At 71.4% G+C, this 20,685-nt stretch carries 15 protein-coding genes; 13 read left to right on the plus strand and 2 right to left on the minus strand.

Going from position 1 to position 20,685, the window contains the following annotated elements:
* The first annotated feature begins 1 nt into the window (after position 1).
* The 12 genes from ACQP2O_RS30265 (at position 2) to ACQP2O_RS30320 (ending at position 13,033) form a co-directional block, all read left to right on the plus strand.
* On the plus strand, positions 2 to 1,135 hold the full coding sequence (locus ACQP2O_RS30265; RefSeq protein ID WP_433170924.1) for an LLM class flavin-dependent oxidoreductase: 1,134 nt from the start codon (positions 2 to 4) through the stop codon (positions 1,133 to 1,135).
* Between the two features lie 2 nt (positions 1,136 to 1,137).
* Positions 1,138 to 1,737: an amino acid synthesis family protein gene (locus ACQP2O_RS30270; protein ID WP_433170926.1), complete on the plus strand. Its 600-nt coding sequence runs from the start codon at positions 1,138 to 1,140 to the stop codon at positions 1,735 to 1,737.
* Positions 1,734 to 2,285 carry an amino acid synthesis family protein gene (locus ACQP2O_RS30275; RefSeq protein ID WP_433170928.1) on the plus strand — a complete coding sequence of 184 codons (552 nt, stop codon included), beginning with the start codon at positions 1,734 to 1,736 and terminating at the stop codon, positions 2,283 to 2,285. The genes ACQP2O_RS30270 and ACQP2O_RS30275 overlap by 4 nt, the downstream gene beginning before the upstream one ends.
* Positions 2,282 to 3,085 (plus strand): alpha/beta fold hydrolase, encoded by an 804-nt coding sequence (locus tag ACQP2O_RS30280; protein ID WP_433170930.1) that lies wholly within the window; start codon positions 2,282 to 2,284, stop codon positions 3,083 to 3,085. The genes ACQP2O_RS30275 and ACQP2O_RS30280 overlap by 4 nt, the downstream gene beginning before the upstream one ends.
* On the plus strand, positions 3,030 to 4,529 hold the full coding sequence (locus tag ACQP2O_RS30285; protein WP_433170932.1) for an aldehyde dehydrogenase: 1,500 nt from the start codon (positions 3,030 to 3,032) through the stop codon (positions 4,527 to 4,529). The genes ACQP2O_RS30280 and ACQP2O_RS30285 overlap by 56 nt, the downstream gene beginning before the upstream one ends.
* A gap of 79 nt (positions 4,530 to 4,608) precedes the next feature.
* Complete coding sequence (locus ACQP2O_RS30290) at positions 4,609 to 5,034, plus strand: ester cyclase (protein WP_433170934.1); 426 nt, start codon at positions 4,609 to 4,611, stop codon at positions 5,032 to 5,034.
* Positions 5,031 to 5,561 (plus strand): flavin reductase family protein, encoded by a 531-nt coding sequence (locus ACQP2O_RS30295; RefSeq protein ID WP_433170936.1) that lies wholly within the window; start codon positions 5,031 to 5,033, stop codon positions 5,559 to 5,561. Before ACQP2O_RS30290 ends, ACQP2O_RS30295 begins: the two co-directional genes overlap by 4 nt.
* A gap of 56 nt (positions 5,562 to 5,617) precedes the next feature.
* Positions 5,618 to 7,945, plus strand: a complete 2,328-nt coding sequence (locus ACQP2O_RS30300) for an ATP-binding protein (RefSeq protein ID WP_433191203.1) — start codon at positions 5,618 to 5,620, stop codon at positions 7,943 to 7,945.
* Between the two features lie 190 nt (positions 7,946 to 8,135).
* Positions 8,136 to 8,978, plus strand: coding sequence for a nitrilase-related carbon-nitrogen hydrolase (locus tag ACQP2O_RS30305; protein ID WP_433170938.1), 843 nt, complete (start codon positions 8,136 to 8,138; stop codon positions 8,976 to 8,978).
* A 30-nt stretch (positions 8,979 to 9,008) separates the two neighbouring features.
* On the plus strand, positions 9,009 to 10,415 hold the full coding sequence (hydA, locus tag ACQP2O_RS30310) for a dihydropyrimidinase (RefSeq protein ID WP_433170940.1): 1,407 nt from the start codon (positions 9,009 to 9,011) through the stop codon (positions 10,413 to 10,415).
* 14 nt (positions 10,416 to 10,429) lie between these two features.
* On the plus strand, positions 10,430 to 11,449 hold the full coding sequence (locus ACQP2O_RS30315; RefSeq protein WP_433170942.1) for a TIGR03842 family LLM class F420-dependent oxidoreductase: 1,020 nt from the start codon (positions 10,430 to 10,432) through the stop codon (positions 11,447 to 11,449).
* A gap of 30 nt (positions 11,450 to 11,479) precedes the next feature.
* Complete coding sequence (locus tag ACQP2O_RS30320; RefSeq protein WP_433170944.1) at positions 11,480 to 13,033, plus strand: NCS1 family nucleobase:cation symporter-1; 1,554 nt, start codon at positions 11,480 to 11,482, stop codon at positions 13,031 to 13,033.
* 78 nt (positions 13,034 to 13,111) lie between these two features.
* Here ACQP2O_RS30320 and ACQP2O_RS30325 read toward each other — a convergent pair whose 3' ends face one another.
* Entirely contained in the window at positions 13,112 to 14,140 is a 1,029-nt protein-coding gene (locus ACQP2O_RS30325; protein WP_433170946.1) for an endo-1,4-beta-xylanase, read from the minus strand.
* Positions 14,141 to 14,513: 373 nt separating this feature from the next.
* Between ACQP2O_RS30325 and ACQP2O_RS30330 the strand changes: the two genes are divergently transcribed.
* Complete coding sequence (locus ACQP2O_RS30330; RefSeq protein WP_433170948.1) at positions 14,514 to 18,779, plus strand: HAD-IC family P-type ATPase; 4,266 nt, start codon at positions 14,514 to 14,516, stop codon at positions 18,777 to 18,779.
* Here the strand turns inward: ACQP2O_RS30330 and ACQP2O_RS30335 are convergent, their stop codons facing one another.
* On the minus strand, positions 18,780 to 20,570 hold the full coding sequence (locus tag ACQP2O_RS30335) for a PucR family transcriptional regulator (RefSeq protein ID WP_433170950.1): 1,791 nt from the start codon (positions 20,568 to 20,570) through the stop codon (positions 18,780 to 18,782).
* Between the last annotated feature and the right edge of the window lie 115 nt (positions 20,571 to 20,685).

Raw genomic sequence — 20,685 nt, forward strand, 5'->3', positions numbered from 1 at the left:
TATGCGCTTCTCGATCTTCCACAACCTCGGCGCGCCGGGACGATTGGGCGAATATCACGAGGTCATGGATGAGGCACGGGAGTTCGCCCGCGCCGCCGACGAGGCCGGGTTCTGGTCGATCTGGTACACCGAGCACCATTTCGGCCACGAGGGATTCGAGATCACGCCGAACCCGGTGCTCATGGGGGCGGACATCGCCGCCCGTACGAGCCGCATCCGGATCGGGCAGGCGGCCAACATCGCCACCTTCTGGCATCCGCTGCGCCTCGCGGAGGACATCGCGATGCTCGACCGGCTGTCCGGCGGCCGGGTGGAGGTCGGAGTCGGCCGGGGGCTGTACGGCCGGGAGGCCCTGAACCTCAACGCGCTGGCCGATCCCCGCGATGAGGAGCAGAACCGCGCGCTGTTCGAGGAGACCCTCGAGATCATGCAGCAGGCGTGGAGCGGTGAGTTCTTCGCGCACAAGGGCCGGTTCTACGAGTTCCCGGCTCCGGGTGTCCGCTGGAGTCACCCGCTCTCCCCCGCGACCCCCGACTACACCGAGGACGGCGTCATCACGAAGATGGCCGTCACCCCGCGGCCGCTGCAGTCCCCCATACCGCTGTGGCAGGTCATCGACTCCCCCCGGTCGATCAAGTGGGCGGCCGAGCGCGGCATCCAGGGCATGTTCTGGCTTCCGCCGGTCTCGGCGCTCAAGGAGCGCTTCGCGTTGTACCGGGACGCCGCGAGTGCGGCGTCCGGCCGCGAATACGCGCCCGGCGAGGGCATCGGGCTGGTCCGCGACGTCTACGTCGCCGACACGATGGAGCAGGCCCGGCGGGAGTTCGAAGAGGCGGTGATGACCACCTACCGGTGGATCATGCACTGGCGGGGGCTGCGCAACCTCATGAACGCCGGCGAGGAGCTCACCGACGAGCACGAGCTGTCGTTCGACTTCCTCTTCCCGCGCAACATGCTCGTCGGCACCCCGGAGTACGTCGCCGAGAAGATCGCCGAGCTGCGCGACGAGATCAACCTCGAGCACCTGCTGCTGTGGACGACCCATCCCGGTCTGCCGCACCGGAACGCCATGCGGAGCCTGGACCTGTTCGCCGAGAAGGTCATGCCACAGTTCTCCGGGCCGCAGGGCGGCTGACCGTGGACCCGCTCATCCGCAAGATCGTCATGATGACCGAGGACGTCGTCGCCGAACTCGGCCGCCCGGTCGACCGGATCAGCCGCCGCGCCGTGGCCGCCGCGGTCATCCGCAACCCGTGGCACGGCCGCGGACACGTCGCCGATCTGCAGCCCGAGGTCCGCGACGTGGCGCCCCACCTCGCCCGGGCGCTGACCGGCCGGCTGATCGAGGCGCTGGGCGGCGCGGACCGGATCGAGGCGTTCGGCAAGGCGGCCATCGTCGGCGTGGACGGCGAGACCGAGCACGGCTCCGCGCTGATCCACACCCCGTACTTCGGCGACGTCCTCCGCGACGCCGTGGACGGCACCTCGATCATCGTCTTCTCCGAGCAGCGCGCCGCTCCGGGCACACCGCTCACCGTGCCGATGTGGCACAAGACCGCGAGCGCCACCCGCTCGCACTACCAGACCGTGGAGATCCGGGTCGGCGACGCTCCGCGCCCCGACGAGATCGTCGTCATCGCCGCCGCGTCGTCCGGTTCGCGGCCCAACGCCCGCATCGGCGACCGCACCACCGACTCCACCGTCGAGATCACCGAATTGGAGGGCGCCACCTCATGAACGTCCGGAAGATCGTCACCTTCGTCGAAGAGATCCATTCCGAGGGTGGCAACGCCGTACGGCCCGCCGCCCGTACCGCCGTCGTCCTCGCCGTCATCGAGAACCCCTGGGCCGGAGAGGGATTCGTCGACGACCTGGGCCCGTTGATCGACAAGGTGGCCCCCGAGCTGGGCGCCCTGCTCGCCCCGCGTGTCGTCGAGGCTCTCGGGGCTCCGGTCGAGGCGTACGGCAAGGCCGCGATCGTCGGGCTGGACGGCGAGATCGAGCACGGCTCCGCGCTGATCCACACTCTGAAGTTCGGCGACCACTTCCGTACGACGGCGAACGCCACCACGCTGCTGCCCGCCGTCGAGAAACGCGCCCCGGCGGGGACGGTGTTCGACATCCCGCTCAAGCACGTCACCGACGCGACGACGCGGTCGCACCATCAGACCGTCGAGGCCCGGGTCGCCGACGCGCCCCGCGCCGACGAGATCGTCGTCGGTCTCGCCGCCGCCGCGCAGGGACGGCCGCAGGCCCGGCTCGCACCGCTGTCGAGCGAGCAGTGATCCAGCACCGGACGACCGGGCAGGGCCCGGACCTCGTGCTGATCCACGGGGTCGGGCTCGACCGGTCGATGTGGGACCGATGTCTGCCGGAGCTCACGCGGCACCACCGGGTCACGGTCGTCGACCTTCGCGGTCACGGCCGCTCGCCGCGGGCCGAGCCGGGCGTCACGGCGGCCGATCTGGCGGCCGACGTCGCCGAGGTGGCAGCCGGCTCCTCCCACGTCGTCGGGTTCTCGCTCGGCGCCCTCGTCGCCCAGGAGCTCGCGCTCGCCGACCCGGCCCGCGTGCGCAGCCTGACCTTGGTCGGCTCGGTCGCCGGCCGCGGCGAGGATGAGGCCGCCGCCGTACGCGCCCGGCTCGAGGGGGCCGCCGCCGACTTCGCGGGCGCCGCCCGCGCGGCGGTGGAGCGCTGGTTCTCCGACGAGTGGACCGCCCGGGAGCCGCAGCTGCGCCGCGAGGTGCTCGCCACGCTTCTCGCCAACGACCGGACGTCGTACCTCGCCTGCTATGCGGTCTTCGCCACCGCCGACCGGGACCTGTGGCCCCGCCTCGGCGAGATCTCCGCCCCCACCCTGGCCGTGACCGGATCGGACGATCCCGGCTCCACGCCCGCGATGACCCGGCGCCTCGCCTCGGCGATCCCCGGGGCCACGTCACTGATCATCCCCGGAGCACGGCACCTGCTGCCGCTCGAGCGGCCCGCCGAGCTCTGCCACGCAATCCTCACCCATGTCAGGAGCGCCAGTGCCGACATCCGCCACGACCGCCCTTCCACGGCATCAGCATCACATCGGCGGTGAACAGGTCGCCCCGGAGAGCGGCGAGTACTTCCCCAGCTTCAATCCCGCGACCGGCCTCCCCTGGTACGAGGCTGCCGACGGGAACGCCGCCGACGTGGACCGCGCCGTGCGCGCCGCCCGCACGGCGTTCGAGGACCCGCGCTGGCGCGGCCTGACCGCCACCCGGCGCGGCCGGCTGCTGCGCCGTCTCGGCGACCTGATCGGCGAGCACGCCGAGGAACTCGCCCGGCGCGAGTCGCTGGACAACGGCAAGCTGCTGCGTGAGATGCGCGGGCAGCTGGCCGTGCTGCCGGAGTACTACTACTACTTCGCCGGGATCGCGGACAAGGTCGGCGGCGAGGTGCTGCACACCATGGATCCCGCGATCTTCAACTACACGCGGCGCGAGCCGGTCGGCGTGGTCGGCGCCATCACGCCGTGGAACTCCCCGCTGCTGCTCACCTCCATGAAGCTCGCGCCGGCGCTCGCGACCGGCAACACCGTCGTCGTCAAACCGTCCGAGCACACCTCCGCCTCCCTGCTGGGGCTGGTCGCGCTGCTGGACGAGGCGGGTTTCCCGCCCGGCGTCGTCAACGTCGTCACCGGGCATGGGCGCGGGGCGGGCGCCGCGCTGGTCGAGCACCCTGGCGTCGACAAGGTCGCGTTCACCGGCAGCACGGAGACCGGGCGGGCCATCGCCGGGATCGCCGGCTCCCGGCTGGCCCGCGTCAGCCTCGAGCTCGGCGGCAAGTCGCCGAACATCGTCTTCGCCGACGCGGACCCGCGCAGCGCCGCCATGGGGATCGTCGCGGGCATCTTCGCCGCCGGCGGGCAGACCTGTGTCGCCGGATCGCGCGCGTTCCTGCACGAGGACGTGCACGACGAGGTGCTGAGCCTGGTCACCGAGCGCGCGGCCGCGATCCGCCTCGGCGATCCGCTGGACGACGCCACCGAACTCGGTCCGCTGGCCCTCCGCGAACAGCTGGAGAAGGTCCGCCACTACGTCGGGCTCGGCCTGGAGGAGGGCGGCAAGGTCGTCCTCGGCGCCGCCGAACCCGAGGGACTCGGCGACGGCTGGTACTACCAGCCGACGATCTTCACCGAGACCGACAACACGATGCGCATCTGCCAGGAGGAGATCTTCGGGCCGGTGCTGACCGTCATGCGCTTCCGGGACGAGGAGGAGGCCGTCGCGCTCGCCAACGCCACCTCGTACGGGCTGGCGGCCGGCGTCTGGACCCGTGACCTCGCCCGCGCCCACCGGATGGCGGCCGCCATCGACGCGGGCACGGTGTGGGTCAACACCTACCGCGCCATGTCACCGCTGTCGCCGCTCGGCGGTTTCAAGCAGAGCGGCCTCGGCAAGGAGAACGGACCCGAGGTGATTCATGAGTACACCCGCGTCAAGAGCGTCTGGATCAACACCAGCGACGAGCCCATGGCCGACCCCTTCGTCATGCGCTGACCTGGACGGACCCGGGTGGAACGGCGCGACGGGACGCCACAGGCCGGGCCGGCACGACGAGCACCATCGGGACGTGATCATGAACGGCACTGAGCAGAGGAAGCAGCGGATCGCCGACGTCTGGCACCGCGCCTGGAACGACGGCCGGGTCGACGCGCTCGACGAGCTGCTCGCGCCCGGATACGTGCGCCATACACAGTCCGGGGATCAGGACGCCGCGAGCCTGAAGAAGGCCATCACCATGGTCAAGCGGGCGTTTCCCGACCTCGTTACCACCATCGACGACCTCATCAGCGAGAATGAGAAGACGGTGGTCCGCTGGCACAGCGTGGGGACCCACCAGGGGGAGTTCCTCGACGTGCCGCCCACCGAACGCGAGGTCGTCGTCTCCGGCATCACCATCGCGCGCTTCGACGGGCCCCTCATCGCCGAGGAGTGGGTCACCTGGGATCCGCGCGACCTCCTGACAACTCTCGGCATCTTGACCCTGCGGGACGTCACATGACAGACACCACGAACATCGCTCCATCCGTCGTCGACGCCGATCACCTGCGTGCGTTCCACCGCAAGTTCGTCACCGGCGTGACCATCGTCACGACCATGGACCGCGGCGCGCCGCGCGGCCTCGCGGTCAACGCGTTCTCCAGCGTCTCGCTCGACCCCGCGTTGATCCTCGTCTGCGTGGCGAAGACCTCCTCGACCTACGAACCGCTGTTCCGCGCGGAGCGGTTCGCGGTGAACCTCCTCGCCGGCGACCAGGCCGGCGTGGCCCGGCACTTCGCGACCAAGAACCCCGACAAGTTCCGCGACGTGCACTGGCACATGGGCGAGCACGGCAGCCCGATCCTCGACGGAGCGTGCGCCAGTCTCGAGGCCGAGGTCCGCGAACGCGTCCGCGCCGCCACGCACACCATCTTCATCGGCCGGGTCCTCGCCGCGACCTGTCTCGACGTGGCCCCACTGGTGTACATGGGGTCCGGGTTCTTCGACGGGGCCCGGCTCGAACCGGCCCAGGAACGGCCCCTGCCCTGATCCGGAGTCCGGCCCGGCCGACGCCGGGCCGGACTCCAGGGAAGCCCGTGCGCGCCATGTCGTCCAACGCCCTGCACCGCCACCGAACGTCGGCCCTGCCCGCGGAGTTGACCAGCTTCGTGGGACGCCGACAGGAGATCCACGACGTCCGGCGGCTCCTGTCCGAATGCCGGATGGTGACGCTCACCGGTCCCGGCGGGGTGGGCAAGACCCGGCTGTCCCTCAAGGTCGCCGACGGCCTGCAGCGGGCCTTCCCCGACGGAGTGTGGTTCATCGAGCTGGCGTCTCTGGACCGGCCGGAGCTGCTCGTGCATGCCATCGTCGAGGCACTGGAGATCCGCGATCGATCCTCCCGGCCGCCCCTCGACGTGCTCATCGAACACCTCGACGGCACACGGGCACTGATCGTCCTGGACAACTGCGAGCACCTGGTGCAGGCGTGCGCCGTCCTGGCCGATGCCCTGTTGGCCGCCGTGCCGGAGCTACGGATCCTCGCCACGAGCCGGCAACCCCTGGGGATCTTCGCCGAGCGGACGCTCACCGTCCCGCCGCTGGCGCTGCCGGACACCGATGGAGAACGCATCTCCACGCCCCCCGTCTCCGACGCGATCCGTCTCTTCGGGGATCGGGCTGCGGCGGTGGTGCCCGAATTCGCGATAACGGACGAGAACCGCGACGTGGTCGAGCGGATCTGTCACCGGCTCGACGGCATCCCCCTCGCGCTGGAGCTGGCCGCCGTACGGCTGCGGGCGTTGTCCGTGAACGAGTTGCTCGACCGGCTCGACGATCGGTTCCGGCTGCTGTCGGCGAGCTCGAGGGCCGTCCTGCCCCGCCATCAGACCCTGCGAGCGCTGGTCGGCTGGAGCCACGGCCTGTGCGACGAGAAGGAGCGCCTGTTGTGGGCGCGGATCTCGGTGTTCAACGGCGGCCTGGACCTGACCGCGGCCGAGGCGGTCTGCGCCGGTGACGGCATCGCCGAAGAGGAGATCGTCGACCTGGTGACCGGGCTGGTGGAGAAGTCCGTCCTGATCCGGGAGGAGGGCCCCGCCGGGGTCCGATACCGGCTGCTCGACGTCATCCGGGCGTACGGCCGGGAACGCCTCGCCGAGTCCGGGCAGGAGGCGACGCTGCGACGCCGCTACCGCGACCACTACCGGAGGATGGCCGCCGACGCGTGCGCCAACCTGTTCGGCCCGTCGCAGGTGGAGTGGTTCACCCGGCTGCGGGCCGACCACCCGAACCTGCGCGCCGCGCTGGAGCAGTACCACGCCGAACCGGACGACGCCCCGGCCGGCCTGAGCATGGCCACCGACCTGCTCTATTACTGGATCAGTGGCTACTGCCTCGGTGAGGGCCGCGACTGGCTGGATCGGGGCCTCGCGGCGTGCCTGCGGCCCGACGCCGTCCGGGCGCGGGCCCTGTGGACCTGTTCCTGGGTCGCCATCATCCAAGGCGACCTCGACGCGGCCGGGTCGATGCTCGAGGAGGGCCTCGCCATCGGGAAGCGTCTCGGGCTGACGTCGGTCCAGGCGTATGTCGCGCTCTACTCCGGGATGATCGCCGTTTACCGGAACGAGGTCGAAGCGGCGATCCCCTGCTATCGGGAGGCGGTGGCCCTGCACCGGACCACGGGTGACCTGGCCGGTCTGGTGCTCTCGCTCATGCGGCTGGCTCTGGCCCACTCCCTGCGCGGCGAGTCCGCGCGCGCCGTCGCCGCCGCGGAGGAGGGCATCGCCGTGTGCGACGCCCACGGGGAGGTATGGCACAAGGGGTACACGACGTTCGCGCTCGGCGTCGAGGTGTGGCGCCAGGGCGACCTGCCGCGCGCCGCCTCCCTGGAACAGGAGAGCCTGCGGTTCAACCACGCGCTCGACGACCGGCTGGGCGTCGCGGTCGGGGAAGAGGTGCTGGCCTGGATCGCCGCAACCGGCGGGAATCACGAGAGGGCCGCCATGCTCATGGGGATCCGGCAGCGGACCTGGCAGGCGATCAGCGCGCCGCTGTCCGGGTACGGGAATCTCCTCCGGTACCACGACGAGTGCGAGGCCCGTGTCCGCGCCGCCCTCGGCGACGAGGCGTTCCAGGCCGCCGTCCGGCGCGGGACCGCGATGCCCGACGACGAGGCGCTCGCCTACGCCCTCGAACAGCCTTCGCCCTCCTCCGGTCCGCCGGGCACCGCTCCGGGCTCGCCGCTCACCCCGCGGGAGACGGAGGTCGCCCGGCTCATCGCCAAGGGCATGAGCAACCGGCAGATCGCCAGCACGCTCGTGGTCGCGGAGCGCACGGCGGAGGGCCACGTCGAGCGGATCCTCCACAAACTCGGCTTCCACTCCAGGACACAGATCGCGCGCTGGCTCATCGAACAAGAGGGAACGGGGAATTAACACCGGACACTTCTGTTCGCAACATGCGCCTGGGCCATATCGCCGCAGATGACGTGGTGGAACATGGAGACAGGATCGCGTTACAGCGTGGCACTGTACGTCCTATCGGCGGGCTCGTAGCGTCAGCCGTCATAGGCGGGCGTTGTCCTTTTCGCCCTTAGGACGACATCTTTTCCGGAGGGAAGATCCGATGAGCCCGATCGTGCGCGCGGCCCTCGTCCAGGCGACCTGGACGGGCGACACCGAGACGATGATCGCGAAACATGAGGAGCACGCCCGCGCGGCCGCCGCGCAGGGCGCGAAGGTCATCGGTTTCCAGGAGGTCTTCAACGCTCCGTACTTCTGCCAGGTCCAGGACGCCGAGCACTACCGGTGGGCCGAGCCGGTGCCGGACGGGCCGACCGTACGACGGATGCAGGCGCTCGCCCGCGAGACCGGCATGGTCATCGTCGTGCCCGTCTTCGAGCTCGAGCAGTCCGGCTTCTACTACAACACCGCGGCCGTCATCGACGCGGACGGCACCTTCCTCGGCAAGTACCGCAAGCACCACATCCCGCAGGTCAAGGGCTTCTGGGAGAAGTTCTACTTCCGGCCCGGCAACGTGGGCTGGCCGGTGTTCGACACGGCCGTCGGCCGTATCGGCGTCTACATCTGCTACGACCGGCACTTCCCGGAGGGCTGGCGTGCCCTCGGCCTGGCCGGCGCGCAGCTCGTCTACAACCCGTCGGCGACACATCGGGGGCTGTCGTCGTACCTGTGGAAGCTGGAGCAGCCCGCCGCCGCGGTCGCCAACGAGTACTTCGTCGCCGCGATCAACCGGGTCGGCGTGGAGGAGTACGGCGACAACGACTTCTACGGCACCAGCTACTTCGTCGACCCGCGCGGCCAGTTCGTCGGCGACGTCGCCTCGGGCAAGGAGGAGGAGCTCGTCGTCCGCGACCTCGACTTCGGCCTGATCGACGAGGTCCGGCAGCAGTGGGCGTTCTACCGGGACCGCCGTCCGGACGCGTACGGCCCGCTCGTGGAACAGTGACCGGCAGAGCCGACCGAGGGAGATAGCCGCATGGGGACCACTGTGATCCGTGGCGGACTGGTGATCACCGCCGCCGACGAGACGAACGCCGACATCCTCATCGAGTCCGGCCGGATCACCGCGCTCGCCGCCCGCGACAGCGAGGTCGCGCGGAGCTGGGCGGAGTCCGCCGACCGCGTCATCGATGCCGCCGGCAAGTACGTGATCCCGGGCGGCGTCGACGCCCACACCCACATGGAGCTCCCGTTCGGCGGGACGTTCGCCTCCGACACGTTCGAGACGGGCACCCGCGCGGCCGCGTGGGGCGGCACGACGACGATCGTCGACTTCGCCGTGCAGAGCGTCGGGGAGTCGCTGCGCAGCGGGCTGGACGCATGGCACGCCAAGGCCGACGGGCAGTGCGCGGTCGACTACGCCTTCCACATGATCCTCTCCGACGTCAACGAGGACACCCTGAAGGAGATGGACGGCCTGGTCGACGAGGGCGTCACCAGTTTCAAGCTGTTCATGGCCTACCCGGGCGTCTTCTACAGCGACGACGGCCAGATCCTGCGCGCCATGCAGCGCTCCGCCGGGAACGGCGGGCTGATCATGATGCACGCCGAGAACGGCATCGCGATCGACGTGCTGGTCGAGCAGGCCCTCGCCGCCGGGCGCACCGACCCGCGCTACCACGGCGAGGTCCGCCACGCGCTGCTCGAGGCCGAGGCCACGCACCGCGCGATCCAGCTCGCCCGGGTCGCCGGGGCGCCGCTGTACGTCGTGCACGTCTCGGCGATGGAGGCCGTCGCCGAGCTCTCCCAGGCCCGCGACATGGGCCTGCCCGTCTTCGGCGAGACCTGCCCGCAGTACCTCTTCCTGTCCACCGACAACCTCGCCGAGCCGGACTTCGAGGGCGCGAAGTACGTCTGCTCCACGCCGCTGCGGCCGGAGGAGCACCAGGCGTACCTCTGGCGAGGCCTGCGCACCAACGACCTGCAGGTGGTCTCCACCGACCACTGCCCCTTCTGCTTCAAGGGCCAGAAGGAGCTCGGCCTGGGCGACTTCTCGAAGATCCCGAACGGCCTGCCGGGGGTCGAGAACCGCATGGACCTGCTCCACCAGGCGGTCGTCGACGGCCATATCTCCCGGCGCCGCTGGATCGAGATCGCCTGCGCGACCCCGGCCCGGATGTTCGGCCTGTATCCCCGCAAGGGCACGATCGCGCCCGGCGCCGACGCCGACATCGTGATCTACGACCCGGGCGCCACCCAGGTGATGTCCGCCGAGACCCACCACATGAACGTCGACTACTCGGCGTACGAGGGGCGGACCGTCAGCGGCCGGGTCCAGACCGTCCTGTCGCGCGGCGAGGTCGTCGTCGACGACCGGTCCTACGCCGGCCGGGCCGGCCACGGCCGGTTCATCGCCCGCGAGACCTGCCAGTACCTCGGCTGAGAAAGGCGCGTGACATGGACTTCGGACTCGTCCTTCAGGCCGATCCGCCCGCGTCGGCCGTGATCGAGCTGATGCGCCGCGCCGAGCGGGCCGGTTTCTCGTACGGCTGGACGTTCGACTCGGCCGTGCTGTGGCAGGAGCCGTTCGTGATCTACAGCCAGATCCTGGCGCAGACCGAGCGCCTGATCGTGGGCCCCATGGTCACGAACCCCGGCACCCGGACGTGGGAGGTCACCGCCTCGACGTTCGCCACGCTCAACTCGATGTTCGGCGACCGGACCGTCTGCGGCATCGGACGAGGCGACTCCGCGATGCGCGTGGCGGGCCGCCGGCCGAACACCCTCGCCGTGCTCGACGAGGCCATGCACGTCATCCGCGACCTCGCGGAGGGACGGCCGGCGGAGGTCGACGGCACCTCCATCCGCATCCCGTGGGTGAAGGCGGGCTCCCGGCTGCCGGTCTGGATGGCGGCGTACGGGCCGAAGGCACTGGCCCTGACCGGTGCGAAGGCCGACGGTTTCATCCTCCAGCTCGCCGACCTCTACCTCACCGAGTGGCTGGTCAAGGCCGTCCGGGACGCCGCGGTCGCCGCCGGCCGCGACCCCGGCGAGGTCACCATCTGCGTCGCCGCGCCCGCGTACGTCACCGCGGACGACGCGCCCGCGGCTCTGGCGCACGCCCGCGAGCAGTGCCGCTGGTTCGGCGGCATGGTCGGCAACCACGTCGCCGACCTCGTGAGCAGGTACGGCGAGTCGTCCTCGCTCGTGCCCACCGAGCTCACCGACTACATCAAGGCCCGTCAGGGCTACGACTACGCGCACCATGGCCGCTCCGGCAACCCGGACACCGCGTTCGTCCCGGACGAGATCGTCGACCGGTTCTGCCTGATCGGCCCGGCCGAGGCCCACATCGCCAAACTCGCGGCCCTGCGGGATCTCGGCGTCGACCAGTTCGCCGTCTACGACATGCACGACGCCAAGGAATCGACCATCGACGCCTACGGAAAGACGATCATCCCCGCGCTGACCGGCTGACTCTTTCCAGCCCCTCCCGAGGAGTCGCCCATGACCGCCACCTCGCCCTCGCCCGCCGAACCCGCCGTCTCCGGTGGCCGCGTCGAACTCCCGCCCGGCGCGGCCGTGCCCACCGGCCCGTACGCCAATGAGGACCTGCTGCCCGTCCCCATCGCCAAGCGGCGGTGGACGACCTACAACTTCACCGCGCTGTGGGTCGGCATGGCCCACAACCTCGCCTCCTGGACGCTCGCCTCCAGCCTCGTCGCGCTCGGCATGGACTGGAAACAGGCGGTCTTCACGATCGCCCTTGCGAACGTCATCGTCCTCGTGCCGATGCTGCTCACCGGCCACGCCGGACCGCGCTACGGCATCCCGTTCCCGGTCTTCGCGCGCGCCTCGTTCGGGGTCCGGGGCGCGAACCTGCCCGCGCTGGTCCGCGCCGCCGTCGCCTGCGCGTGGTTCGGCATCCAGACCTGGATCGGCGGGTCCGGCATCTTCCTGCTCGCCGGGAAGCTCCTCGGCGACTGGTGGACCGGCGCCGCCCACGTCGGCGGTTATCCCTGGACGCAGTGGCTGTCCTTCGCGCTGTTCTGGGTCCTGCAGATCGCGATCATCATGCGCGGCATGGAGACGCTGCGCCGCTTCGAGAACTGGGCGGCGCCGTTCGTCATCGTCGGCGCGATCGCGCTGCTGATCTGGATGAGCGTCAAGGCCGGCGGGTTCGGGCCGATCATCGACCAGCCGTCGAAACTCGGGTGGGGCTCGGGCTTCTGGAAGGTCTTCTTCCCCGCCCTCATGGGCATGATCGGCTTCTGGTCCACCCTGTCGCTGAACATCCCCGACTTCACCCGGTACGGCGCGAACCAGCGTGCGCAGTTCTGGGGCCAGTCGCTCGGCCTGCCGACCACGATGACCGCGTTCGCGCTCCTGTCGGTCCTGGTGACCTCCGGCTCGCAGGCCGTGTACGGCAAGGCGATCTGGGACCCGATCGAGCTCACCGCCAAGCTCGACAACTGGGCGGGCGTCCTGTACGCGCTGGTCACCGTGCTCATCGCGACCCTCTCGGTGAACATCGCGGCCAACGTCGTCTCGCCGGCGTTCGACCTGTCCAACATCGCGCCGCGGCACGTCACCTTCCGCACCGGCGCCCTGATCACCGCGGTCGTCGGCGTCGTCATCTTCCCGTGGAAGCTGCTGGCCAGCCCGCAGGCGTACATCTTCACCTGGCTCGGCACGGTCGGCGGCCTGCTCGGCACCGTGGCCGGGATCCTCATCGCCGACTACTGGGTGCTCCGCCGCACCCGCCTGGACCTGCCCGACCTGTACCGGGCGGAGGGCCGCTACTGGTACGACGGTGGCTGGAACTGGCGGGCCGTCGCCGCGTTCGCGGTCGGCGGCGTCCTGGCGATCGGCGGCTCGTACTCCGCCCCCGGCACCGGCCCGTTCCCCACCGACGGCCTGATCCCGGTGCTCAAGCCGCTCGCCGACTACGGCTGGGCCGTCGGCCTCGGCTCGGCGTTCGTCCTGTACATCCTGCTGACCCGCCTGTTCCCGGCCACCCGCCGAATCGCCGGCCCGGCCCCGGAGGGCGCGCCGGCGTAGTCCCCGTCGTACGGAATGCTCGGTGAACCAGTCGCCCCTGGTCGCCGGGCATTCCGTACGCTCTCCGCGTTGGGCGGGTCAGCCGCCGAAGGCGGAGATGACCGAGTAGTAGGCCTGCTTCTTGGCGTAGTTGCCGTCGAACAGCAGCGGGGTGCTGCCGCTCCGCCAGGAGTACTTGTCGGTGACGCCCCAGGTCGTGATGCTCGTGCAGCGCGAGACGGCGACGCAGGCGCGGACGACCTTGGCGTAGTCGTCGGCCTGCTGCTGGCCCGAGCCGGCGATGTCGAGCTCGGTGATGTTCACGTCGACGCCGAGGTTGGCGAAGCGCTGCAGGTTGGCCTGGTAGTCACCGGGGACCTGGTTGCTGCCGAGGTGGGACTGGAAGCCGACGCAGTCGATGGGGACGCCGCGGTTCTTGAAATCCTGCACCATGGCGTAGATCGCGTTGCTCTTCGCGTTCTGCCCGTCGGTGTTGTAGTCGTTGTAGCAGAGCTTGGCGTTCGGATCGGCGCTGTGCGCGGCGCGGAACGCGTTCTCGATGTAGGCGTTGCCGATGCGCTGCTGGAACACCGACTGGCGGCGCGAGCCGTCCTCGTTGAACGCCTCGTTCACCACGTCCCAGTACCAGATCTTGCCCCGGTAGTGGCCGGCGACCTGCGCGATGTGGTTGGTCATCGCGTTGTTCAGGTCCGAGCCGGAGGAGATGCCGCTCACCCAGCCCGGAAGCTGGTTGTGCCACACCAGCGTGTGGCCGCGGATCTTCATGCCGTGGCTCTGCGCGTGCGCGACGATCGAGTCCGCCGCGCCGAAGTTGAAGGACCCGCGCGACGGCTCCGTCGTGTCCCACTTCATCTCGTTCTCCGGCGTCACGCCGGAGAACTCGGTGTCGAGGGTGCTCGCGTACTGGGACTCGCCGAGGTGGTAGTTGGCGACGGCGGCGCCGAACGTCTTGCCCTTCGACGCGGCGGCGGACTTCAGTGTGCTCGCGGCGTTCGCGGCGGGCGTGGCGGCGACCGAGAGGGCGGCCACGGCGACGACCGCCGTCACGGCGGACGGCAGGGCCGAGCGCGTCGTGCGCCGGCGGGGCGTGCGGGGGATCTTGATCACTGATCCTGCTCCTCACCTGGAGACGAAGCGGCGTGGCACGCGCGGAGCGCGCGCCCCCTGACTCACGCGGTGGGAGCGTTTCCGACGACAGTAGGACGACCGGCGAAACGCGATCAATCAGACGGCCCGCCGCCCGGGCGTGCGGTCCCGCACGGTCGGCTGATCAAACCGGGCTGGCCTGCGTCGACACCCGCGGGTGGGTCGCCGCCCAGCCGTCGATGACCGTGAAAGCTACATCGATCGCCGTTGCTCGCGTTAACGATCTCCTTGCCCGGCGTGGGGACTATCGCACCTGAGCCGGGGAAGTATTGCCTGGTCAACGGCATGGCGGCTGGGTGGGTGGGGTGTGATCGGTTCTCTCGGGAGTTCGGCGATGGCGGCCGCGGGACGGTCGCTGAAACTGGCCGCCGGCGGTGTCGCGGTCACCGGAGGCGTGGCCGGGCGTGCCGCCCGCTGGACCGGCCGCGGGGCGGGTACGGGTCGCCGTGCCGTGTCCCGGGTCGTGTCGGCGGTGCGGCCGGGTACGGGCGGGGTGTGGCAGGTGCCCGCCGCGGCCGGTGAGATGAGGCTGCGCGCCGGGGAGATCTTCGCCGTGGCGGCCGGGGAACTGCGCGACGTGGGGCGGCAACGGTTCCGGCGGCGGATGTGGTGCGGTGACGGTGAGGCTCATCTGGAGGTCCGCGGGCTGGCGGGCGCCGATGGGGATGTGCTCGGCGACGAGGTCACCGAGGCTCTCGGCCGGCTGAAGGGCGTGCACTGGGCCGAGATCAACGCCGTCACTCAGCAGGTTCTCGTCTCATTCGACAACGACCACGTGGATCTCGACACGGTCCTCGGCACCATCGAGGCGGTCGAAGAGGAACACGGCGCGCAGGCGCAGCCCTTTTCACGCTCGAAACCGGAGATTCCCGGCGACCCGTCGGCGGAGTACTCGGCGACCGTGGCGCTCGCCTCCGGCCTGGCCGGAGCGGTGCTGGCCACCGCCGGCCGGCTGAGCCTGCGTGCGCTACCGCACCAGGCGATACGGCTGCCCGTCGTGCTCGCCGAGTCCCAGCCGCGGTTGCGCGCCGCGCTGGAGAGCCGGCTCGGTAAGACGCACTCGGATCTACTGTTCCAGCTCGTCGATTCCGCCGCCTACGTCGTCACCGCCGATCCGTTCCCGCTGACGGTGGACGTGGCCGCGCGGGCGCTGGGCCTGATGGAGGCGCGATCACGGCGACTGGTCTGGGAACGGCGGGCACTGGAACTGCGCGCATATCAGTCCGCGCCGGCCGCCGCACCACGCCCGGCCCGCCCGATACCGCTGCCGCCCGGCCCGGTCGAGAAGGCCGGCGAGCGGTCCTCGCTCGCCGCGCTGGCCGCCGCGGGCGGCGTGCTCGCCTGGACCCGGGATGCCGGCAAGGCCGCGGACCTGCTCCTCGCGACGGTGCCGAAGGCGGCCCGGTCCGGCCGGGAGGCGTTCGCCGCGATGCTCTGCCACGAGCTGAGCCTCGCGGGGACACTGCCGATGAACACCTCCGCGCTCCGCCGCCTGGACCGCGTCTCGACGGTGGTCATCGACTCGACGGTGCTCGCCTGCGGCGGTGAACCGGATCCGCTGGCCGACGCGTTGATCGGGGCGGCGGGTTCCGGCGGACTTCGGGTGCTCCTGACCGAGCATCCGGCCGCCGCCGAATTCGCCTCGTGGGTGGATGAGACGGTTCCGGCCGGGGCGGACGTCGCCGACGAGGTCCGCCGCCTGCAGGCGGAGGGTCATTGCGTGCTGGTGATCAGCGACCGCGACGACGCGGCCCTGGCCGCCGCGGACGTCGGCGTCGCCGTGCTGTGCGGGCCGTGGGTGTGCTGGTCCGCCGATCTCATCTGCGGTTCGGGCCTGGAGCAGGCATGGCGGGTTCTACGGAGCCTTCAGGCGGCACGGGAGGTCAGCGAGCGATCGGCCCGGCTCGCGGTCGGCGGTGGCGCCTTGGGAGCGTTGCTGACGACATCGGGCCGGCGGCGTACCCGGGCCGGGCTCGCCCCCGCCCACAGCGCCGCGGGCGTCGCCGTCCTCAGCGGCGCGATCAGCGCTCGGCGGCTGGCCCGGTCGCCCGTACCCGATCCGGAACCGCGAGGCCGCTGGCACGAGATGACCCCCGAGGAGGTCCTTCACCGGCTCGGCGAGACCGCCACCGCCGTCGACGACGGGGAACCCGATCGCGAGAGGACGCGGCCCGACGGGCTGATGACACAGCTCGCCCATGCGGTGAACGGGGAGCTCCGAGACCCGTTGACGCCGGTACTGGCGCTGGGGGCGGCGGCCTCGGCGATCGTCGGATCGGGCGTGGACGCCGCGCTGGTCGGCGGGGTGATGGCGGGGAACGCGGTGATCGGCGGGTTGCAACGCGTCCGCGCCGAACGCGCCTTGCGGTCCCTGCTGCTCGGTGAGCGGCTGCCCGCGCGGCTGATCGACGAAGACGGGTCCGTCCGGTCCGTGCCCGCCGATCGGCTCAAACCCGGAGACGTCATCTCTCTGCACGGCTCAGACGTCGTCCCGGCGGATGTGCGGCTGCTGGAGTGTGAATGCCTGGAGGTTGACGAGGCCACCCTCACCGGTGAGTCGCTGCCCGTGCCCAAGGACACCGCCACCACCCCCGGCGCCGACCTGGCGGACCGGTCCTGCATGCTGTACGAGGGCACGACGATCATCACCGGCAGGGCACTCGGAGTGGTCGTCGCGGCCGGTACGGCCACCGAGGCGGGCAGGGCCGCATCGGCCGCCGCCGCGTCGGCCGCCGGCGATGGCACACAGCCGGTCGGTGTGCAGGCGCGCTTGGGAGAACTGACGCGCGTCACCATGCCCACGGCCGGAATCGCGGGCGCCGCGGTGACCGCACTGTCGCTGGCCCATCGCGTGCCGGTCCGGCAGGCGATCGCCTCCGGCGTCGCGATCGCGGTCGCCGCCGTTCCCGAAGGCCTGCCGCTGGTCGCGACGGTGTCCCAGCTGGCGGCGGCACGGCGACTGTCCAAGCACGGGATCCTGGTGCGGTCACCGCGGACGCTCGAGGCGCTCGGGCGCGTCGACACGTTCTGCTTCGACAAGACCGGCACCCTCACCGAAGGCAGGCTCACTCTCGCCCGCCTGGCCGACATCGACCGGGAACTAAGCGAGGACGGCCGGCAGGGGCGCCGGCTGCTGCGCGCCGCCGCCCGTGCCTGTCCCAAGGCCGAAGACGTGATCATCCATGCGACCGACCGGGCCATCGTGGAGCGAGCCGGCGAGCGGCTCGGCCCGGATGAGGACTGGCAGCTGTCGTGGGAGATGCCGTTCGAGACGAACCGGGGATACGCCGCGTCCTGCGGCACGAACTCCCCCGGCCTCGTCCTGGCCGTCAAAGGGGCACCGGAGGTGATCCTCAGCCGCTGCACCCGGGACCACCACGGCCGGCCACTGACGCCGGACCGGTTGCGGGCCGCCACCGCCCGCGTCGAAAGCCTCGCCGCGGACGGGCTGCGGGTCATCGCCGTCGCCGAGACCCACCCCTGTGGCGAACCCCTGCCGTGCGACCTCGACGCCCTCGCCCAGGAGCTGACCCTGCTCGGATTCGTCGCGATCGCCGACCTGCCGCGGCCCACCGCGTCGGAGACGATCGAGCGGCTCACGAAGGCGGGTGTCCGGATCGCCCTGATCACCGGCGATCATCCGACCACCGCCACGGCCGTCGCCCGGCAGCTCGGCATTCCCCACGACGACGCCGTACTCACCGGAGCCGAGCTCGACCTGCTGTCGGAACAGCAGCGACTCGACCGGGTGCGCCGTACGAGCGTGTTCGCCCGGGTCTCGCCCGAGCACAAGGTCCGTATCGTGCAGGCACTGCAGCAGGCCGGGCACGTCGTGGCGATGACCGGGGACGGCGCGAACGACGCGGCGGCGATCCGGCTCGCCGATGTCGGAATCGGCATGGCCGCCAGGTCGTCCACGGCCGCCCGAGGCGCCGCCGACCTGGTGCTCACCGACCCGGACCCGCTCCGCCTCATCGACGCGCTCGCCGAGGGCCGCGCACTGTGGAGCCGCGTACGCGACGCGGTGTCGATCCTGGTGGGCGGTAACGCCGGGGAGGTCGCCTTCACCCTCCTCGGCACCGCGGTCGGCGGCAGGGCACCCCTCAACACCCGGCAACTGCTGCTGGTGAACATGCTCACCGACATGCTGCCGGCCCTCGCCGTCGCGCTCCGAACCGACGATCGTCCGCCTGGCGGACACGGCGACGGTGTCCTCGCCACCGGTCCGGTCACCTTGTCCGGAGCCGACCTGGCACGCACCCTCGCCATCCGTGGAGGCGGCACCGCCCTCGGCGCGAGCCTCGCATGGTACGCGGGCCGGATCACCGGCCGCTCCCGCCGAGCCGACACCATGGGCCTGGCGGCACTGGTGAGCACCCAGCTCGGCCAGACCCTGAGCATCGGACGAGGCAACCCACTCGTCCTGGTCACCTGTGTCGCCTCCGCCGCGGTGCTCGTCGGCATCGTGGAGACACCCGGTGTCAGCCACTTCTTCGGCTGCACCCCGCTGGGCCCGATCGCCTGGGGGACCGTCGCCGCGTCCTCGGCCGCCGGCACGGTGGCCGCCGCCATCGCGCCCCGGATACTCCGAGAGCCTTGATCAGGGGCCGGTCGCGCGCTGGCCCTCGTGGGCGAGGAGGGCGACGTACAGGGAGGTGAGGCGCTCCCAGTCCTCCAGGTCGATGCCGAGCAACGCCTCGATGCGCTGCAGACGACGGTAGAGCGTGGGGCGGCTGACGTGCAGCGCCTGGGCGGCGAGGGACTTGTTGCGCCCGTTCTCCATGTAGGTGCGCAGGACGCCGAGCAGGGACGGGTCGCGCAGCAGCGGGCCGAGTTCGCGTTCGATGAAGGCCTGGAGCTCCGGATCGTCGCGCAGCAGGCGTACCAGCCCGCGCAGGCGTACGTCGCCCAGCCGTGCCACCGGGCCGGCCTGCGGGGCGGCCACCGCCGCGTCGGCGACGTGGACCGCCTCGACGAAGGACCGGCGCACCTCGTCCAGCATCGAGCAGGCGAACCCGGCACCCAGCACGGCCCTCCGGCCGCGGGCGTTCAGCGACTCCCGGATGCGCACCGCGACACGGCACATGGCGGCGTCGGAGTCCTCGCCGTACGGGATGCTCAGGAGGGCGGCCGTGCCCTCCTCGCCGATCCGCGCGACGAGCCCGGCCACCTCGGGGACCTCCGACACGGCCCGCTCGATCAGCTCAGGAACGCCGTCGGGCTCCGTCTCTCCGGGCCCGTCGGCGAGGAGCCGGACCACCAGCGGGACGAACGTCCGGCGGTTCACCGGCAGGCCGGCGGCCCGTACGCGGGTGAACAACTGCTCGGGCCGGGCCGAGCCGGAGGCCAGGTCCAGCAGCAGGGCCTCGGCCGCCTGCGCCTCCCAACCGTGGTCGCGGTCGCCGAGCAGGCGGTGCATGGCCAGCGCCTCGGCCGCCCGCGTGCCCAGCACGAGGCCGAACTCGTCCGACCCGGCGTAGCCGAAGAACACGAGCCGGCCCCACTGCCGGCCGCGGGCCTCCAGGGAGACCACGATCCACCCGTCGGGTTCGACGGTGACCGGTCCGCTGCCGGCGAGCTCGGCGACCTGCCGGGACACGCGGTCCCAGTCGCGGAGCAGTTCGCTGAGCGACGCCTTGTCGCCGGCCGAGGCGAGGACCCGCTGCGCGAGGTTGACCAGCACGACGGGACAGCCGCCGTAACAGGCGATCTCGTCGAGCAGCTGCTGCAACGTCGCCCCGGAGAGGTTCAGTGCGGTGAGCGAGGACCGGATCCGGTCGGACAGGTCCAGGGTGGCGAACCGGCCGTGGAGCAGGCGCGAGTGGACCTCCTCCGTCAGCCGGACGAACGGCGCCGGCCGATGCAGGATGATCAGCGGCACCCCGCAGCGCTCGGCCGCCCGGCGCATGGCCTCCGGCGTGGTCCGGAACGCCCGGCCGAGGCCGAGCACGACGGCGGCGACGTCGGCGCGGCGCATCGACTCCATATAGTCCGTCTGGACCCGCTCGTCGCCGGCCAGCAGCAGCCCGGTGGTCAGCACCATCTCCCCGCCGGTGAGCATCACGGAGACGTCGGCGGCCTCGGCGACGTGCAGCCAGCGGACCGGCCGGTCGAGGTGCGCCGCGCCCGCCACGACCTCCGGCCCCCACGTCGCGACCAGGTCCAGCCCGAGAATGTCGCGGACCGTGAGCCGTGCGGCCGCAGTCTCCGGCGGACCGGTCTCGGTCGGACGGGCCTCCAGCGAGCCGGCCTCCGGCGCACCGCCCTCCAGCGGACCGGTCTCCGGCGGGCGGCCGCCCTGGGCAATGGCGTTCGTCCTTCGCGCGTCACCGTCGCGGCCGGTCGGCTGCGACTCGGGACGAACGTGGTCGACGTCCCGGCGCGCGTTCATGTGCCGATGTTACGCGGTGGCCTCCTCGCGGCCGGAGATCTCGGACGTCCGCCGCCGGAGGCGGGAGGGGCTTGGTGACATGATGGCTTCCGCGATGCTCCGTACGATCACGACG

The organism is Actinoallomurus sp. CA-150999, assembly GCF_050942425.1.
Lineage (GTDB): Bacteria > Actinomycetota > Actinomycetes > Streptosporangiales > Streptosporangiaceae > Actinoallomurus.

Bases quoted from the DNA above. Each gene is read 5' to 3' on its own strand.
- ACQP2O_RS30290 (WP_433170934.1), top strand. From the start codon at position 4,609: ATGAACGGCACTGAGCAGAGGAAGCAGCGGATCGCCGACGTCTGGCAC.
- ACQP2O_RS30305 (WP_433170938.1), top strand. From the start codon at position 8,136: ATGAGCCCGATCGTGCGCGCGGCCCTCGTCCAGGCGACCTGGACGGGC.
- ACQP2O_RS30295 (WP_433170936.1), top strand. From the start codon at position 5,031: ATGACAGACACCACGAACATCGCTCCATCCGTCGTCGACGCCGATCAC.
- ACQP2O_RS30320 (WP_433170944.1), top strand. From the start codon at position 11,480: ATGACCGCCACCTCGCCCTCGCCCGCCGAACCCGCCGTCTCCGGTGGC.
- ACQP2O_RS30330 (WP_433170948.1), top strand. From the start codon at position 14,514: ATGGCGGCCGCGGGACGGTCGCTGAAACTGGCCGCCGGCGGTGTCGCG.
- hydA (WP_433170940.1), top strand. From the start codon at position 9,009: ATGGGGACCACTGTGATCCGTGGCGGACTGGTGATCACCGCCGCCGAC.
- ACQP2O_RS30275 (WP_433170928.1), top strand. From the start codon at position 1,734: ATGAACGTCCGGAAGATCGTCACCTTCGTCGAAGAGATCCATTCCGAG.
- ACQP2O_RS30335 (WP_433170950.1), bottom strand. From the start codon at position 20,570: ATGAACGCGCGCCGGGACGTCGACCACGTTCGTCCCGAGTCGCAGCCG.
- ACQP2O_RS30265 (WP_433170924.1), top strand. From the start codon at position 2: ATGCGCTTCTCGATCTTCCACAACCTCGGCGCGCCGGGACGATTGGGC.
- ACQP2O_RS30300 (WP_433191203.1), top strand. From the start codon at position 5,618: ATGTCGTCCAACGCCCTGCACCGCCACCGAACGTCGGCCCTGCCCGCG.
- ACQP2O_RS30315 (WP_433170942.1), top strand. From the start codon at position 10,430: ATGGACTTCGGACTCGTCCTTCAGGCCGATCCGCCCGCGTCGGCCGTG.